At 64.6% G+C, this 15705-nt stretch carries 15 protein-coding genes; 10 read left to right on the forward strand and 5 right to left on the reverse strand.

What is annotated here, in order from left to right:
* Window positions 1-11: 11 nt before the first annotated feature.
* From QHC78_RS10680 to QHC78_RS10700, 5 genes are all read left to right on the forward strand, one after another.
* Window positions 12-827 (forward strand): IclR family transcriptional regulator, encoded by an 816-nt coding sequence (locus QHC78_RS10680; RefSeq protein ID WP_319744257.1) that lies wholly within the window; start codon window positions 12-14, stop codon window positions 825-827.
* Entirely contained in the window at window positions 817-1533 is a 717-nt protein-coding gene (locus QHC78_RS10685) for a DUF6216 family protein (protein ID WP_319744259.1), read from the forward strand. Before QHC78_RS10680 ends, QHC78_RS10685 begins: the two co-directional genes overlap by 11 nt.
* A gap of 112 nt (window positions 1534-1645) precedes the next feature.
* Window positions 1646-2431, forward strand: coding sequence for an enoyl-CoA hydratase/isomerase family protein (locus QHC78_RS10690; protein WP_319744261.1), 786 nt, complete (start codon window positions 1646-1648; stop codon window positions 2429-2431).
* Between the two features lie 23 nt (window positions 2432-2454).
* Window positions 2455-3651 carry a CaiB/BaiF CoA transferase family protein gene (locus QHC78_RS10695; RefSeq protein ID WP_319744263.1) on the forward strand — a complete coding sequence of 399 codons (1197 nt, stop codon included), beginning with the start codon at window positions 2455-2457 and terminating at the stop codon, window positions 3649-3651.
* Window positions 3652-3688: 37 nt separating this feature from the next.
* Window positions 3689-4648 carry a Bug family tripartite tricarboxylate transporter substrate binding protein gene (locus QHC78_RS10700; protein ID WP_319744265.1) on the forward strand — a complete coding sequence of 320 codons (960 nt, stop codon included), beginning with the start codon at window positions 3689-3691 and terminating at the stop codon, window positions 4646-4648.
* Window positions 4649-4673: 25 nt separating this feature from the next.
* Here QHC78_RS10700 and QHC78_RS10705 read toward each other — a convergent pair whose 3' ends face one another.
* Window positions 4674-5447: an IclR family transcriptional regulator gene (locus QHC78_RS10705; RefSeq protein ID WP_319744267.1), complete on the reverse strand. Its 774-nt coding sequence runs from the start codon at window positions 5445-5447 to the stop codon at window positions 4674-4676.
* Window positions 5448-5548: 101 nt separating this feature from the next.
* Between QHC78_RS10705 and QHC78_RS10710 the strand changes: the two genes are divergently transcribed.
* Window positions 5549-6475, forward strand: a complete 927-nt coding sequence (locus QHC78_RS10710; RefSeq protein WP_319744268.1) for a fumarylacetoacetate hydrolase family protein — start codon at window positions 5549-5551, stop codon at window positions 6473-6475.
* On the opposite strand, the gene QHC78_RS10715 is transcribed toward QHC78_RS10710, so the two are convergent.
* The 4 genes from QHC78_RS10715 to dnaA form a co-directional block, all read right to left on the reverse strand.
* Entirely contained in the window at window positions 6459-6725 is a 267-nt protein-coding gene (locus QHC78_RS10715; protein ID WP_319744270.1) for a hypothetical protein, read from the reverse strand. The genes QHC78_RS10710 and QHC78_RS10715 overlap by 17 nt on opposite strands.
* 78 nt (window positions 6726-6803) lie before the next feature.
* Entirely contained in the window at window positions 6804-9197 is a 2394-nt protein-coding gene (gene gyrB, locus QHC78_RS10720; protein WP_413816457.1) for a DNA topoisomerase (ATP-hydrolyzing) subunit B, read from the reverse strand.
* A 417-nt stretch (window positions 9198-9614) separates the two neighbouring features.
* Window positions 9615-10721: a DNA polymerase III subunit beta gene (gene dnaN / locus QHC78_RS10725; RefSeq protein WP_319744275.1), complete on the reverse strand. Its 1107-nt coding sequence runs from the start codon at window positions 10719-10721 to the stop codon at window positions 9615-9617.
* Window positions 10722-10964: 243 nt separating this feature from the next.
* The gene (gene dnaA / locus QHC78_RS10730) at window positions 10965-12476 is read right to left on the reverse strand and encodes a chromosomal replication initiator protein DnaA (RefSeq protein WP_319744277.1); all 1512 of its coding nucleotides are present in this window, start codon (window positions 12474-12476) and stop codon (window positions 10965-10967) included.
* 398 nt (window positions 12477-12874) lie between these two features.
* Here dnaA and rpmH point away from each other — a divergent pair, with 398 nt between their 5' ends.
* From rpmH to yidC, 4 genes are all read left to right on the forward strand, one after another.
* Window positions 12875-13009 (forward strand): 50S ribosomal protein L34, encoded by a 135-nt coding sequence (gene rpmH / locus QHC78_RS10735; RefSeq protein WP_008650850.1) that lies wholly within the window; start codon window positions 12875-12877, stop codon window positions 13007-13009.
* A gap of 65 nt (window positions 13010-13074) precedes the next feature.
* A complete protein-coding gene (locus QHC78_RS10740) occupies window positions 13075-13461 on the forward strand; it encodes a ribonuclease P protein component (RefSeq protein ID WP_413816447.1) in 387 nt (128 codons plus the stop codon).
* A 29-nt stretch (window positions 13462-13490) separates the two neighbouring features.
* Window positions 13491-13799, forward strand: a complete 309-nt coding sequence (gene yidD, locus QHC78_RS10745; protein WP_319744280.1) for a membrane protein insertion efficiency factor YidD — start codon at window positions 13491-13493, stop codon at window positions 13797-13799.
* 129 nt (window positions 13800-13928) lie between these two features.
* Window positions 13929-15590: a membrane protein insertase YidC gene (gene yidC, locus QHC78_RS10750; protein WP_319744282.1), complete on the forward strand. Its 1662-nt coding sequence runs from the start codon at window positions 13929-13931 to the stop codon at window positions 15588-15590.
* Window positions 15591-15705: the final 115 nt, after the last annotated feature.

Below are 15705 nucleotides of genomic sequence, written 5' to 3' on the forward strand. Positions count from 1 at the left end.
CGATGCGCGCCATGACCCGATCCGACCCCAGCGGCGCGCAGACCGTAGACCGCGCCGTCGCGATACTGCGCCTCTTGGCGTCGGCCGGCGAGTCCGGCCTGCGCCTGATCGACCTCCAGCATGCTTCCGGCCTGTCCAAGCCCACCGTCCATCGCCTGCTGAGCTCGCTGCTGCAGCATGGCCTGGTCGAACAGGATCCCGGCACCCGGCGCTACCGGCTGGGCATGGAGATGGCAGTGCTAGGTTGGTCCGTGTCGGGCGCGCGCCCTGACCTGCGCCAGCTGTGCGGTCCGGACATGCAGGCGCTGGCCGATGAAACCGGGGATACCGCCTTCCTGGCGGTCCGCTCGGGTTACGACACCGTCTGCATCGAGCGCAAGATGGGCCCTTATCCCATCAAGGCCTTTACCGTGGACGTCGGCACGCGGCGTCCGCTCGGTGTGGGAGCCGGCGGCATCATCATGATCGCCGCCATGCCCGAGGACGAAGCCGAACTGGTATTCGAATCGATACGCGAACCGCTGCGGGCCTATCCGAACGTTTCCGAAGCCGCGCTGCGCGATGCCGTGGCACGCGCCCGCACCGACGGCTATGCCTTCAGCGACGGCTTGGTCATGACCGGCGTGCGGGGACTCGCCGTGCTGGTACGGGACGCACGGGGGCAACCGGCCGCCGCGTTGAGCCTGAGCGCGGTGCAGGACCGCATACGGCCCGAGCGCGTGCCGGCGTTGGTGAAAGCGCTGGAAGAAAGAAAAAAGAGAATCGAGCGCAGCCTGGCCTTGCCGCCCGCGCGTACGGCGACCCTGCGGTTGGAGCTTGATTCGTAGCGTCCTGGACCCGATCTGGAGTTTGATTGCGGGCAGGGCGGAGGTCGAGGACCCGGTCTTGAAATCGCTACTGCAGAAAAACCGGGATCTGGAAAAGTTTCGCTTCGTGTATCGCTTGAAGGCGGGCACGCTGGATGACGTCGGCAAGCTGGCCGCTTGGCTCGACAAGCATTCCCTGGACATCTCCCGCCTGCAGAAAATGCGGCGCTGGGTCGATCCGGCCTCGAGCGAAATCGTGCTTGCGCCTCCTGCGCGCCATACGGCTTTCAAGCTCATCACGCTTTGTCTTGCGGCATTCCTATTGATAGGCGCAAGCCTTCCCGGCGCGTCGACGTATGCCCTCTTTCAAATGCGAACCTCGAAGGTATGGTTCAAGACGGATGCCATCACCGTACAAGCCGTGTCCAGACAGTGGTCCTTCGACGCCGACGAATGCAAAAATAACCGGACGGCGGTCATTGCAAAGAGCGGCTTCGTCGATGAAGAAGTCGAAGAGATCTGCGGCGCCCTGTACGGGGAATCGCTCAAGCAGCAAGTCGCCGATACGGTGCAGCTGCAACGGTGGACAGGCGGGATCGGCATGGCGATCGCCATGCTGCTTGCCCTCTCCAGTGTTGTAGCCATTAATGCTGCCGCCGAAGCTACGAGATTGAGGGAAAACCTCTACGGCCGCCGCCCCGTCACACGCACCCTTTCACAACCATGAAAACTGCTTCACATATGTGAAAACTCCCGATCGGCGGGGCCGGCCGCCAAGATAATGCGCCGCACGACGCGCAGCCCACCCCGGAGCTTGCGCGCGCCGCACGGGAGAGGCCATGAGCCAACATATCGAGATCGACAAACGCGGTGCCATCTGGCGCATCGTGATCAACCGGCCCGAGGTCAAGAACGCCCACGATCTGCAGACCTTCAAGGAACTGGTGGCGGCCTTCGACCAGGTCGAGGCCGATCCCGGCTGCCGCTGCGCGGTGCTCACAGGAGCCGGCGACTTCTTCAGCGCGGGCCAGGACCTGCGCTTCACGGCACAGGCCGACGCCATGGCCATCGACGACTACGGCCGCTGGAACGTGGCGGCCCGTCAACGCATCCAGCGCAACTTCAAGCCCGTCGTCGCGGGGGTGAATGGCCCCGCCATTGGCGGCGGCGTCTACCTGGCGACTGCCTGCGACCTGGTGGTCGCGGTCGATACCTCATTTTTCCAGATGCGGGAAATCCAGGCCGGCAACCATAGCGGTGGCGCCTTCCTGTTCACCGTGGGCCGGGCCCGCTCGCTCGAGTTGTCGCTGTTGGGCGGCAGGCTGCCGGCAGCCCAGGCGCTGGAATGGGGCCTGATCAACCGCTGCGTGGCCGCGGACGGTTTCGAGAGCACAGTAGACGAATTGGCCACCGCGCTGTCCGAGCTGCCGCCGCTCGCCATCCGCTATACCAAGAACGCCACCAACCTGTTGCTCGACATGGCGGGTTTCAGCACCCACATGGAGGCCGGCGCGCCCATGCAACGCTACCTCGGCCTGACACCTGACGGCCGCGAGGCCAAGCGCGCCTTCAACGAACGCCGCAAGCCGGCTTTCACCGGCGCATTTCCTCGCGTCGCCGACTAATCCTCAGTCCGGAAATCTCTACCGTGTCACAACCCCTGCACGGCTATCGTGTCGTCGACTTCACTCACGTGCTGTCCGGCCCGATAGCGACCCATTTCCTGCGCCTGCTGGGCGCCGAAGTGATCAAGATCGAGTCGGCCGCGGGCGACACCATGCGCAACTACGGCGGCGTTCAATATGCCGACGGCATGGGCCCCTCGTTCGCGTCGGTCAATGCCGGCAAGAAATCCATCGTGCTCGATCTCAAGCAACAGGACGATGTCGCGGTTGCCCACCGGCTGATAAAAGATGCGGACGTGGTCATGGAAAACTTCCGGCCAGGCGTCATGGACCGGCTCGGCCTGGGCTACGAGGCGTGCAAGGCCATCAATCCCGGCATCGTCTTCTGCTCCATCTCGGGTTACGGGCAGCACGGCGCCGCGCGCCACCAACCCGCCATCGACCAGATCATCCAGAGCACCTCCGGCATGATGAGCCTGAGCGGCGAACCCGGCAGCGCCCCCACACGCGTCGGCTTTCCCGCAGTCGACACCTATTCGGGCCTGCTGGCCGCATTCGCGGTGGTGTCCGCGCTGCTACAGCGCACCCGCGACAAGCAGGGCCAACGCGTCGATGTCGCGATGTTCGACGCGGCGCTGGTCATGATGATCTCCATGGTCGGGCCTTATCTCCTGACGGGCAAACGCCCCGTCAAACAAGGCAATCGCGGCTACAGCATGTCTCCGACCGCCGATACGTTTCCGACGGCTGCCGGCCACCTCACGCTGGGCGCGGTGCGCCAGGACCAGTTCGAGCGGCTGTGCCGGGTGATCGGCCGCACCGACCTGGTCGGCGATCCGCGGTTCCGGGACCGCGCGTCGCGCTTCGGCCATGGCGACGCACTCCAGGCGGAGGTTCGCGCCGCACTGGCGCACCGCACCGCCGCCGAGTGGGAAGCGCTGCTGAACGCCGAGGGCGTGCCGGCCGGCGCGGTGCGCGAATTGCCCGAGGCCCTGGCCCAACCCCATCTGGACGAACGGGGGCTGCTGCTGGCGCTCGGCGCCCCTGATGGCCCCGGGCTGCGCATCCTGAATGCCGGGTTCCGCTACGAACATGATGGTCCGGGCGTGGACGCCGTGCCGCCCGCACTCGGCCAGCACACCGCCGAGATCCTGGCACAGCTCGGCTATACGCCCGAGCAAATCACCGCTTTCCTGGACCGCCGCAACCGGCCCGCCTGACCACATCCGACACACAAAAAAAGGAAGGAGACTCGCCATGAAACCGATGCACCTCGCCGCCGCGTTCTGCGCCCTGGTACTTTCCAGCGCGCAGGCCAAGGAGGCCGCCTACCCCTCGCAACCCATCCGCCTTATCGTGCCATTCGCCCCCGGCAGCACCAGTGATACGTCGGGACGCGTCGTCGCCCAGCAGCTCGCGAGCCGCCTGGGCCAGGCGGTGACCGTGGACAACATGCCGGGCGCGGACGGGCGGATCGGCATCATGGCCGCCAAGAACGCGCCCGCCGACGGCTACACGCTGGTGCTGGGCAGCTGGACCAATCTGTCGGTCAATCCCATCGTCATCAAGGACCTGCCCTACGATCCGCTCAAGGATTTCAAGCCCATCTCCGGCGTGACGCGCAGCATGCTGGGCATCGCCGTGCCGGCCAATTCGCCGTACAAGACACTGGCCGACCTGGTGGCCGCCGCCAAGGCCGATCCGGGCCGCCTGAACTTCGGCAACTTCGCCTGGGGCTACCGCCTGGCCAGCGAATGGTTCTCCAACCTGGCCGGCATACGCTTCACCCCCATCTCGTACAAGTCCACGAGCCAGATGAACACCGACCTCATCGGCGGGCAGATCGACGCCGCGATGGACGGCGTGGCTTCGCTGGCCCCTTCCGTCAAAGCGGCCAAGCTGCGTCTACTGGCCGTCACGGGCGAAAAGCGCCACCCCGAGTTCCCCGGCGTGCCCACCATCCGGGAAAGCGGCTACCCCAGCTATTCCATCTACGGCTGGTCGGCACTGATGGTGCGCAGCGAAACCAGCGACGCCATCACGCGACGCCTGGTCGACACCATGAAAGCTGTGCTCGATGCGCCCGCGGTACAGGAATTTGCCGAGAAGGGCGGCTCCGAGCTGCTCAAGCATGACCCGGAACAGATGCGCGCCTTCCACGCCAAGGAGATGCAGACGCTGCGCACGGTGGCGAACCAGGCCGGGCTGGTGCAGTAATGTCCCGGCGCGCGGCCCGTGCTCCTCAATGGCCGAATTTGTTCGGCAGCGCTTCCATATGCTTGCGATGAAGCTCGACCACCCGTTGCAGTGCCTTGAGGAACTCCAGCTTCTTGGCCCGCAGCGTCGCAATGCTGGCGCCTATGCCCAGGGCCATCGGCGGCTGGTGGGCCGGCGCCGCCAGCAACGTCGTAATGATGCCCGCCCCGGGCGTCGATACCCCTTCGCTGTAGGCGTAGCCTTTTTCGCGGTACTCGCGGATCCGGCGCCCGAGCTCCGCCATCGAGACACGATACTCGGGCGGTTCTTCCGCATTGATCTGGTTGACCAGCGACCAGAGCTCGGAAGGGGGCTTGAGCGACAGCAGCACGCAGCCCATGGCCGAGCGCAGCAGCGGCCGCAGCGTGCCGGGCGCGACATCGCGGCGATGCACCGCGTCCGGACCCCGTATCACGTGGATGTACTGGACGTGGTGGCCGCTCTGGATGCCGAGCGTCGGCGTACCGCCGGTTTCTTCGCGCATCTGGTACATCAGGCGCGCGATGGTGCCATCGCTCATCAGCGCATCGTTGACCCATATGCCCAGCAGCGCCGCCTTCACGGTGGGGACGAAGGTGCGCTCGCTGGCCGAATAGTCCAGATAGCCCATTTCGCTCAGCGTGCGCAGCAATGCCAGCGTACTGGACGCCGGATAACCGAGCTGCCCGGCGATTTCGCTAAGGGTCGCCGGCGCCTTGCGCCGCGCAAAAAATTCGAGGATTTCTATAGCCCGTTGGGCCGATTTGACCTTGGGCGCCATGTCGCTGTCTCCACCGCCGCCGCGCTACCCTGCCCCGGCATGAAGCGGCAGCATCCATGCGGCGGCGGAAAACCCCGCTTTTTTCTTCTCAGGAACGAATAATGAAACTAGCCACCATTGAACTGGACGGTCACCAGACCCCGGCACTCCTTCTTGAGGACGGCCGCCTCTGCAACCTGCATGCATTGGCGCAGGCGGCGGGTCCGGCCTCGCTGCCCTTTCCCTGGACGGGCCGCGGCGAGCTGACCATGGCCGATCTGGCCGCCGGCGGTGCCGAGACCTGGGCCTGGTGCCGCGACATCGCGGCCAAGGGCGGCGCCAACCTGGTCCCGCCTGGCAGCTATCGCCTTGCGGCGCCGGTGCCCCGGCCGCCCAAGAACATCTTCTGCCTTGGACGCAATTATATTGAGCACGTCCAGGAAGATAACGTGTCGCGCAATCTGCAGACGCAGGTGCCCGAACATCCGCAATTCTTCACCAAGCCCTGGACCTCCATCGTCCCGCACGAAGCCCCTATCCGCTACGACCAGCGGGTCACCCGCCGGCTGGACTATGAAGTGGAACTGGCCGTGATCATCGGCAAGGGCGGCCGGGATATCCCGGCGGACGACGCCTACGCCCACGTATTCGGCTATTCCATCCTGAACGACGTCAGTGCCCGCGACCTGCAAAAGCGCCACGACCAGTGGTTCAAAGGCAAGGCGCTGGACGGCAACTGCCCCTTCGGGCCGTGGATCGTCGCGCCGGACGAAATCGGCGACCCGCACGCGCTGGCCATCTCCCTCACGGTCAATGGCGAACCGCGCCAGAACGCCAGTACCGGCGACATGATCTTCACCATTCCGCGCATCATCGAGTCCTTGTCGGCGGGGCTGACGCTCGAACCGGGCGACGTCATCGCCACCGGCACCCCGTCGGGCGTGGGCTACGCGATGAACCCGCGCCAGTGGCTCAAGGACGGCGACCTGGTCGAGTGCACGATCGAGAAAATAGGCACGCTGTCCAATCGCGTCATGGAAGTGCGGTAGCGGCGCGGCGAGCCCACCACCACAGTCCCCACGCGGCCGCAGCAGGTATGCCGAAGAGAACGAGGTGGATGGGCAGTTCCTCGGCGAAGGTATAGCCGTGGGCGAGGCCCGTTCGCAGGTTCCAGGCCGAAAAACCCAGCCAGGCCAGCGTGAAGAGGCTGGCAGCCCAGGTCCGGTAGGGGGCCGGAGCCAGCCGCAGTAGCGCCACCGCCAGCACCAACCCGACCGCGGTGAGAATCAAGGTTCGCATCGTGACCTCCCGTACTGCGTGGATACGCCGCCGGCCCTCGACGCCATCACACTACCAGGGCCGGCGGAGGGAACGGCGTCAGACGTCGATATTCCCCGCCATCAGCGCATGCGACTCGATGAATGCCCGGCGCGGTTCGACGTGGTCGCCCATCAGCGTCGTGAAGATCTCGTCCGCCGAAATCGCGTCCTCGATCTGCACGCGCAAGAGCCGGCGCACGGCCGGATCCATGGTCGTTTCCCAGAGCTGGCCGGGATTCATTTCGCCCAGGCCCTTGTAGCGCTGCTTGGAAATCGACCGCTCGGCCTCGGCACGCAGCCATAGCATGGCTTCGCGGAAATCCGAGACGGCGAGTTCCTTGCGCTTGTCGCCCTCGCCGCGTTCGACCTTGGCGCCGGGACCGATCAAGCCCTGGAAAGTCTTGGCGCCATGGCGCAGCACGCTGTAGTCCGGTCCGTCGATGAAGGCCTGGTCGAGGACGCTGACGCGGATGTTGCCATGGTGGTTGCGATGGACCTCGAGCTTGGACTGCTGGGTTTCCTCGTCCACCACGACCTTGACCTGCACCACGCCCGGCATGGCCGGGTCTTCCAGTTCAGCCTGCAAGCGCTGGCGCGACAACTCGGCCTCGTCCCGGGTGGACAGGTCGATCTCCAGGCCGCCGACGATGGCCGACAAGGAATCGACGTCCAGCACCCGCGACAGGCGCTCGATCACTGCGTCGACCAGGTTGTACTGGCGGGCCAGCTCCCTGAGGGCGTCTCCGGAGATGGGCTCGGCGTCGGCGACGGGAATGAGACGGGCATCCTTGAGCGCCAGGTCCAGCATGAACGCGGCCTCTTCGCTATCGTCCTTGAGGTAGCGTTCTTCGCGGCCGACCTTGACCTTGTACAGCGGCGGCTGGGCGATATAGATGTACCCGCGCTCGATCAGTTGCGGCATCTGGCGGTAGAACAGGGTCAGCAGCAGCGTGCGGATGTGCGCGCCGTCCACGTCCGCGTCGGTCATGATGATGATGCGGTGGTAGCGCAGCTTGTCGATGTTGAAGTCCGGCCCGATGCTGGTACCCAGCGCGGTGATCAGCGTGGCGATCTGGTCGCTGCTGATCAATTTGTCGAAACGGGCTTTCTCGACGTTCAGCACCTTGCCGCGCAGCGGCAGGATGGCCTGGAACTTGCGGTCGCGGCCCTGCTTGGCCGAGCCGCCGGCGGAGTCGCCCTCCACGATGTAGAGCTCGGACTTGGACGGGTCCTTTTCCTGGCAGTCGGCCAGCTTGCCGGGCAGGCCGGCGCCTTCGAGCACGCCCTTGCGCCGCGTCATTTCGCGGGCCTTGCGGGCCGCCTCGCGGGCGCGCGCGGCCTCGACGATCTTGCCGCACAGCGCCTTGGCGTCGTTGGGATGCTCGAGCAGCCAGGTTTCCAGCGTGCGGGCAACCGCTTCTTCCACCGCCGGGCGCACTTCGCTCGACACCAGCTTGTCCTTGGTCTGGCTGCTGAACTTGGGTTCGGGCACCTTGACCGACAGCACGCAGGTCAAGCCCTCGCGCATGTCGTCGCCGGTGGTCTCGACCTTGGCCTTCTTGGCCAGTTCGTGCTCGTCGATGTACTTGTTGAGGATGCGCGTCATCGCCGCGCGCAAGCCCGTCAAATGAGTTCCGCCGTCGCGCTGCGGGATGTTGTTGGTGAAGCAGAGAACGTTTTCGGTGTAGCTGTCGTTCCACTGCATGGCGACCTCGACCCCGACCGGCACGCCGCCGGCGGACGACTCGGTCGCTACCGAGAAGACATTCGGGTGCAGCACCGTCTTGGAACGGTTGATGTATTCGACGAAGCCCTTGACGCCACCGCTGAAGGCGAAGTCTTCTTCCTTGCCCTGGCGCTCGTCGACGAGCTTGATGCGCACGCCATTGTTCAGGAACGACAGCTCGCGCAGGCGCTTGGACAGGACTTCGTAGTGATACTCGATGTTGGAGAAGATGAGCGCATCGGCCAGGAACTGGACCTTGGTGCCGCGCTTGTCGGTCTTGCCGGTGACCTTCAGCGGCTCGACGCGTTCGCCGCGGCGGAACTCCATCTGGTGCAACTGGCCGTTGCGGCGGATGCTGAGCCTGAGCCATTCGGACAACGCATTCACGCAGGACACCCCCACGCCGTGCAGGCCGCCCGAGACCTTGTACGAGTTCTGGTCGAACTTGCCGCCCGCATGCAGCTCGGTCATCACGATTTCTGCGGCGCTGCGCTGGAACTCGTCGTCCTTGTGCACGTCGGTGGGAATGCCGCGGCCATTGTCCGCCACCGAAATGGAGTTGTCGGTATGGATGGTGACGACGATCTCGTCGCAATAACCGGCCAGCGCTTCGTCGATGGCATTGTCGACCACTTCGAACACCATATGATGCAGGCCGGTACCGTCGGAGGTGTCCCCGATGTACATGCCCGGCCGCTTGCGCACGGCCTCCAGCCCTTTGAGCATCTTGATGGAATCGGCGCCGTAGCCGTCCGTCGAAACGGGTGCCTGGGCATCGACCACCGTATTGGCTGCGAGGCTGTTATCGATCTCGCCCGTCTCGGGCGCGGTGTTCTGTTCAGTCATAAGTTTGAAACCATCCATCTGCCCAGACCCTTACCGGCGCCCTGCAGGAAAAACTAAAGCGTTGAACATCAAGGGGAACGATCCGCCCCATCTGCGGCCTAGCCGCCGCCGCACTTCCCGCGTCCCTTCGAGCCGGTGACGCTGGACTGGAGGCGCCCTCCGAAGCGGCCGACCTCTCCCCTCAACGGCAGCGCCACAAACCAAGACACCCTCCCTAGACCCAGGATGCGGTGGGTCCGGCTCCGCCGGTCCACCCGCATCGCCCCCTGGGGGCGCGCGTCCGCGCGTACGGGGGGCTCAAATCCGCATAGGCATCACGACATACTTGAAGTCCGAGTTATCGGGCAGCGTGATCAACGCGGAGGAGTTGGCGTCCCCGACGCTCCACTGCACCGTTTCCGCCTTCAGGTTGCCCAGCACATCGAGCAGGTATCCCACGTTGAAGCCGATGTCGAGCGGCTCGAAACCGAAGTCGATTTCCAGCTCTTCCTGGGCTTCTTCCTGTTCAGCATTGCTGGCGGAAATCTTCAATACATGATCGGCCATCTGCATCCGCACACCCTTGAACTTGTCGGTGGTGAGGATGGCCGCGCGCTGCAAGCTGCGCTGCAGGGCTTCGCGGGCGATCGGGAAATGCTTGGTGTAGCCGCTCGGGATCACGCGCTGGAAGTCGGGGAACTTGCCTTCGACCAGCTTGGAAATGAGCTCGACGTCGCCGAACTGGAAGCGGATCTGGTTGGCAGCCACCGAAATCTCGATGGGCTCGTCGCTGTCTTCAAGCAAACGCAGCAGTTCCAGCACGGTCTTGCGCGGCACGATGACTTCCTGCTTGGGGGCATCGCCATCGATGGCAACCGCGCAGTAGGCCAGGCGGTGGCCGTCGGTGGCGACGCAGCGGACATGATTGCCGTCCAGGACCAGCAGCATGCCGTTCAGGTAATAGCGGATGTCCTGCTGGGCCATCGCGAAATGGACCATGTTCAGCAGGTGCTTGAACGATTTTTGCGTCATGGTCAGCGACGCATTCCACGAAGCGGGCTGCGCCACGGTCGGGAACTCTTCGGCCGCCAGGGTCTGCAGCGCGAAGCGGCTCTTGCCGGACTGCACGGACAGCTTCTTGTTGGTCAGCGACAAGGCCACGTCGCCGGTGTCGGGAAGCGCGCGCAGGATGTCGAGCAGTTTGCGAGCTGCCACCGTAGTGGATTCAGACGCATCACCCACGCCGAAGTCGGCATGGGTGGTGATCTGAACCTCGATGTCGGTTGAAACGAACGACACGCGATTGCCTTCCTTGCGCAACAGGATGTTGGCAAGAATGGGCAGGGTGTGCCGCCGCTCCACGATGCCTGAGACGGTCGCGAGCGGTTTGAGCAGCGCATCGCGTGAGGCTTTGACCAATTGCATATCCAATCCTTCTTTGGGTTGGTAGTTGACAGGACCCTGTGAACAACTGGAAGTTCTTCAAAAAAACATTATAAATCAAGAACTTGTCCAGCATTTCGAGCGTGGAGAACCGGCCTGGAGCATAGCGCACAACCATGAACAACCATCGATCGAAAAACGGCGGGTCGAGGTTGTCCAGAAACGCTCCACGGCTTGTCCACAATCAATCCCACAGGGCCCGGGATGGGGTTCTTCGGCGGTTCTTCATCCTTTCAAGGTTTGTTCGAGCACGTGCAGCGAGTGGTTCAACTCGGCCTGCTTGGCGCGCGATTCCGCAATCTTGCGCACCGCATGCAACACCGTAGTGTGGTCGCGCCCGCCGAAAAGCTCGCCGATCTCGGGCAGGCTCTTCTGGGTCAGCTCCTTGGCCAGGTACATGGCGATCTGGCGAGGCAAGGCGATGTTGGCCGGCCGCCGCTTGGAATACATGTCGGCGACCTTGATCTTGTAGAAATCGGCCACCGTCTTCTGGATGTTCTCGACGGTGATCTGGCCGTTGGATACCGACAGCAGGTCCTTCAGGGCGTCCTTGCAGACGTCCACCGTAATGGAGCGGCCATGGAACTTGGCATAGGCCAGGACCTTGCGCAACGCGCCCTCGAGCTCGCGCACGTTGCTGCGCAGGTGCTTGGCGATGAAGAATGCGACTTCCTCGGGCAGGTGCACGCCCTCGGTCTCGGCCTTCTTCAGCAGGATGGCGACGCGCATTTCGAGCTCGGGCGGCTCGATGGCGCAGGTCAGGCCTGAATCGAAGCGGGAGATCAGCCGGTCGTCGATGCCGGAGAGCTCCTTGGGATACGTGTCGCTGGTGATGATGATCTGCTTGCGCAGCGCCACCAGCGCCTCGAACGCATAGAAGAATTCTTCCTGGGTACGGTTCTTGCCGGAGAAGAACTGGATATCGTCGATCAGCAGCAGGTCCAGCGAATGGTAATAGCGCTTGAAATCGTCGAACGCCTTGCGCTGGTAGGACTTGACCACGTCGGAGACGAACTGCTCGGCGTGGATGTAGCGTACCCGGGCGGCCGCGTTCTCGGCCACCATGGAATTGCCGATGGCGTGGATCAGGTGGGTCTTGCCCAGCCCGACGCCGCCGTAAAGGAACAGCGGGTTGTAGGATGTGCCGGGGTTCTCGGCCACCTGCAGCGCCGCGGCGCGCGCCAGCTGGTTGGCCTTGCCGGTGACGAAGTTGTCGAAGGTGAGTTCGACGTTCAGGCGGGAGCGCTCGTAGATGCCGGTGGCTTCGGTGGCATCGGCCTTGGCCGCCCGGGGGGCCGGCGCCTGACGCGGGGACTCGGCCGCCCTCTGGGCTGCACGGGCCGCGGCCGACTGCGCCGTGGCGACCGGGTTGCCGGGAAAACCGGGCGGAATCCGGGCGGGAGCGGGCGCAGGGGCCGCGTTGCCGAGGCTGCCATGGCCGTTGCCGTGAGCTGCCACCGCGGCAGGGGCCCGCAGCGGCGCAGGCGCGCGCGGGGTATCCAGTTCGAACTTGACTTGCACCGGGCGCTGGAACCACTGCGCCGCCAGAGATTCGATACGACCGGAAAAGTTGCTGCGCACCCAATCAAGCTTGAAACGATTGGGCGCCGCGACCCGAAGCACCGACTCGGCCTCGTCGAAGGCGAGCGGTACCAGGGGACGTATCCAGGCGCTGTACTGCTGAGGAGTGAGTTCCTGCTCTAGCGTCTGGGCGCAGGTTTGCCAAAAATCTTCCATGAATCTCGCTAAAAGGACCGGTGCGCCCACACAGGACAGGGGGCGCGAAAGAGGTTCTTTGTTGGCCGGTCCCGAAACCTCCAATTCTACTCCTCCAGCCGGCAGTTATCCACAGGCACGGCGCGCCGCCTCAGACGGGGGCCAGCGCTAACTGATTGACAACATTGGATTTATTTGACACCATGGAGGGCTTTCCGAATTTCAAGACGAGATTCGGACTGAATCGAAGACCCTGGGTTGGCAGTCTTTCCGCTCTGATACACGCCGGGACGCCGGGCCTGCGTGCGCTTTCCTTTTATCAGGACAAGCGCCGGCCGCGCCGGTTTACGGGCAGGCCGGGATTGCGCAAGCTTCCGGGGCGGCTCTCATACCCATACCGGAACTCAGCAGGAACCGTCATGAAACGTACCTATCAACCTTCCGTCACCCGTCGCAAGCGCACCCATGGTTTCCGCGTGCGCATGAAGACCCGTGGCGGCCGCGCCGTCATCAACGCCCGCCGCGCCAAGGGCCGCAAGCGCCTGGCCATCTGACGGCCGTGCAGGCGGCCGCTTCGGCGGGATCCGCCGGCGGCGGCCAGTCCCATATTGCTGCTCCGTTGAAGCTGCGCGCGTCGTATCCCGGCACCGCGCGGTTGCGCAGTCCGGCCGAGTTCGCTCCTGCGCTGAAAGGGCGCCGCCTTGCCAAAGGGGCGCTTTTTGTTTTGAGCATGGCCCCGTCTTCCCAGCCGCGGCTGGGATTGGTCGTGGGCAAGCGGTTCGCGCCGCTTGCCGCCAGCCGCAATGCCATCAAGCGCGTCGCCCGTGAAGCCTTCCGGCTGCGCCGCACGGAACTGCCGGCCGGCGATTATGTCTTGAGATTGCATGCCCGCATTCCCTCCTGCTCGCTGACCGCCCTCAAGCGCCAGGCCAGGCAGGAAATCGACGGCCATCTGGCCCGCGCCGCCAAGGCCAGCCGACCCGCCCTTCCCGGGGGACGGCCCTAGACGGACGATTCCCACAACAGGGGCAAATCGTGACGGAAAATCCAAGCAATCCGCTACCGGCCGGCTCGACACTCACGCGCCGCCTGCTGATCTGGCCTATCCGTTTCTACCGGTATTTCCTGAGCCCCTGGATTGGACAATCCTGCCGCTTCACGCCCACCTGTTCGGCCTACGCCATCGAAGCCATCGAGCGGCACGGCCCCGCCATGGGCACCTACCTGGGATTCCGGCGCATCTGCCGCTGCCATCCCTACGCTGAAGGCGGCCTGGACCCGGTCCCCCCGGCCAGGCGACACAACCAGGCGCCCTCGAGCACCCATGCCGAGCCGCCGTCATGAAACTTTCGACTCCCACCTGGCGCCCCCGCCAGCGCTGCTTGCCGGGGCAGCCCGCGCTTTGAGCGCATAGGGGGAGCCTCGGCTACACTAGCGGACTTTGCCGCGACGACGATTGGAATTATTCCGTCCATGGACATTCAACGCACCATCCTCTGGATGATCTTCTCGCTTTCCCTGCTTTTCCTTTGGGACGGCTGGCAGAAGTACAACGGGCATCCTTCTATATTCGGCTCGGCTCCCGCCAAGACGCAGACCGCCCAGACCCCGCCGGCCCAGGCGGATCAGGCCGGCGTGCCGACCACCGCGTCCGCCGCCCCGCCCGCAGCCGGCGGCGATGCCGTGCCCGGGACCGCCGCCGCGAGCGCACAGCAGGCGCCGGCCGAGAAGGTGGTCGTCACGACCGATGTCCTGCGCCTGACTTTCGACACCACCGGCGCCCAGATCGTCAAGGCCGAGCTGCTCAAGCATGCCGACATCGAGGACCGCGGCCGCGCCACCGTACTGCTCGACGACTCGGCCGAGCGCATCTATCTGGCGCAGACCGGCGTCGTCGGCGCGCCCAACGGCGCCTCGTATCCCACGCACCGCACGCCCTTCCGCGTCGTTACTCCGGCACGAGAGCTCACCGGCGACAAGCTGGAGATTTCGTTCGAGGCCGAAAGCGGCGGCGTCAAGCTCATCAAGACCTACACGCTCCACAAAGGGCAGTATGCGATCGACGTGCGCCACAACCTGGCCAACGTGGGAACCGAGCCGGTTGCGCCGTCGCTCTATTTCCAGCTGACCCGCGACGGCAACAAGCCTCCCGGCGAAAGCCACTTCTACAGCACCTTCACCGGCCCGGCCATCTATACCGCCGAAGGCAAGTTCCAGAAGGTCAATTTCTCCGACATCGACAAGGGCAAGGCCTCGTTCACCAAGTCGGCCAACGATGGCTGGCTGGGCATGATCCAGCACTACTTCGCGGTGGCCTGGGTACCGCCGCAGGGCGTGGCGCGTACCTATGACATGTCCAAGGTGGGCAACAACCTGTACGCCGTGCGCGCGATCGAGCCGGTCGGCACGCTGGCTCCTGGCACCGGCAACACCGTAGACGCCAAGCTGTGGATAGGCCCCCAGGACCAGTCCTCGATGGCCGCCGTGGCGGAGGGCCTGGACCTGGTGGTGGACTATGGCTGGCTCACCATCATCGCCAAGCCGCTGTTCCTGCTCATGACCTGGCTGCACAAGATGCTGGGCAACTGGGGCTGGACCATCGTCGCGCTGACGGTCATCATCAAGGCCGTGTTCTTCCCGCTGTCCGCCGCGGGCTACAAGTCCATGGCCCGCATGAAGAAAGTCGCCCCGCGCATGCAGGCGCTCAAGGAAAAATTCGGGGACGATCGCCAGAAGCTCAACATGGCGATGATGGAGCTCTACCGTACCGAGAAAATCAACCCCGTCGGCGGTTGCCTGCCGATGATCGTGCAGGTGCCGGTATTCATCGCGCTGTACTGGGTGCTGCTGGCCAGCGTCGAAATGCGCAATGCCCCGTGGATTCTGTGGGTGCAGGACCTGGCTTCGCCGGATCCCTGGTTCATTCTGCCGGCGCTGATGATGGCCACCATGTTCCTGCAGATGAAGCTCAACCCCACGCCGCCCGATCCCGTGCAAGCCAAGGTCATGATGATCATGCCCCTGGTGTTCGGCGGCATGATGTTCTTCTTCCCCGCCGGTTTGGTGCTGTACTGGGTGGTGAACAACATCCTGTCCATCGCGCAGCAGTGGTTCGTTACTAGGCAGGCGGGGTAGAAGCCCCCCCCTACGCGCTGACGCGCGCCCCCCAGGGGGCGATGCGGGTGGACCGGCGGAGCCGGATCCACCGCATCCTGAGTCTAGGGCCGTTGTCTTGGGTTGGCGCATTTGT

It is taken from the genome of Pigmentiphaga sp. (assembly GCF_033795525.1).
In the GTDB taxonomy this organism is placed as follows: Bacteria; Pseudomonadota; Gammaproteobacteria; order Burkholderiales; family Burkholderiaceae_B; genus Pigmentiphaga.

Excerpts from the sequence above, each read along its gene's own strand:
- QHC78_RS10680 (WP_319744257.1), top strand. The coding sequence starts at position 12 with ATGACCCGATCCGACCCCAGCGGCGCGCAGACCGTAGACCGCGCCGTC.
- QHC78_RS10690 (WP_319744261.1), top strand. The coding sequence starts at position 1,646 with ATGAGCCAACATATCGAGATCGACAAACGCGGTGCCATCTGGCGCATC.
- QHC78_RS10700 (WP_319744265.1), top strand. The coding sequence starts at position 3,689 with ATGAAACCGATGCACCTCGCCGCCGCGTTCTGCGCCCTGGTACTTTCC.
- QHC78_RS10705 (WP_319744267.1), bottom strand. The coding sequence starts at position 5,447 with ATGGCGCCCAAGGTCAAATCGGCCCAACGGGCTATAGAAATCCTCGAA.
- QHC78_RS10710 (WP_319744268.1), top strand. The coding sequence starts at position 5,549 with ATGAAACTAGCCACCATTGAACTGGACGGTCACCAGACCCCGGCACTC.
- QHC78_RS10715 (WP_319744270.1), bottom strand. The coding sequence starts at position 6,725 with ATGCGAACCTTGATTCTCACCGCGGTCGGGTTGGTGCTGGCGGTGGCG.
- gyrB (WP_413816457.1), bottom strand. The coding sequence starts at position 9,197 with ATGCTCAAAGGGCTGGAGGCCGTGCGCAAGCGGCCGGGCATGTACATC.
- dnaN (WP_319744275.1), bottom strand. The coding sequence starts at position 10,721 with ATGCAATTGGTCAAAGCCTCACGCGATGCGCTGCTCAAACCGCTCGCG.
- dnaA (WP_319744277.1), bottom strand. The coding sequence starts at position 12,476 with ATGGAAGATTTTTGGCAAACCTGCGCCCAGACGCTAGAGCAGGAACTC.
- rpmH (WP_008650850.1), top strand. The coding sequence starts at position 12,875 with ATGAAACGTACCTATCAACCTTCCGTCACCCGTCGCAAGCGCACCCAT.
- yidC (WP_319744282.1), top strand. The coding sequence starts at position 13,929 with ATGGACATTCAACGCACCATCCTCTGGATGATCTTCTCGCTTTCCCTG.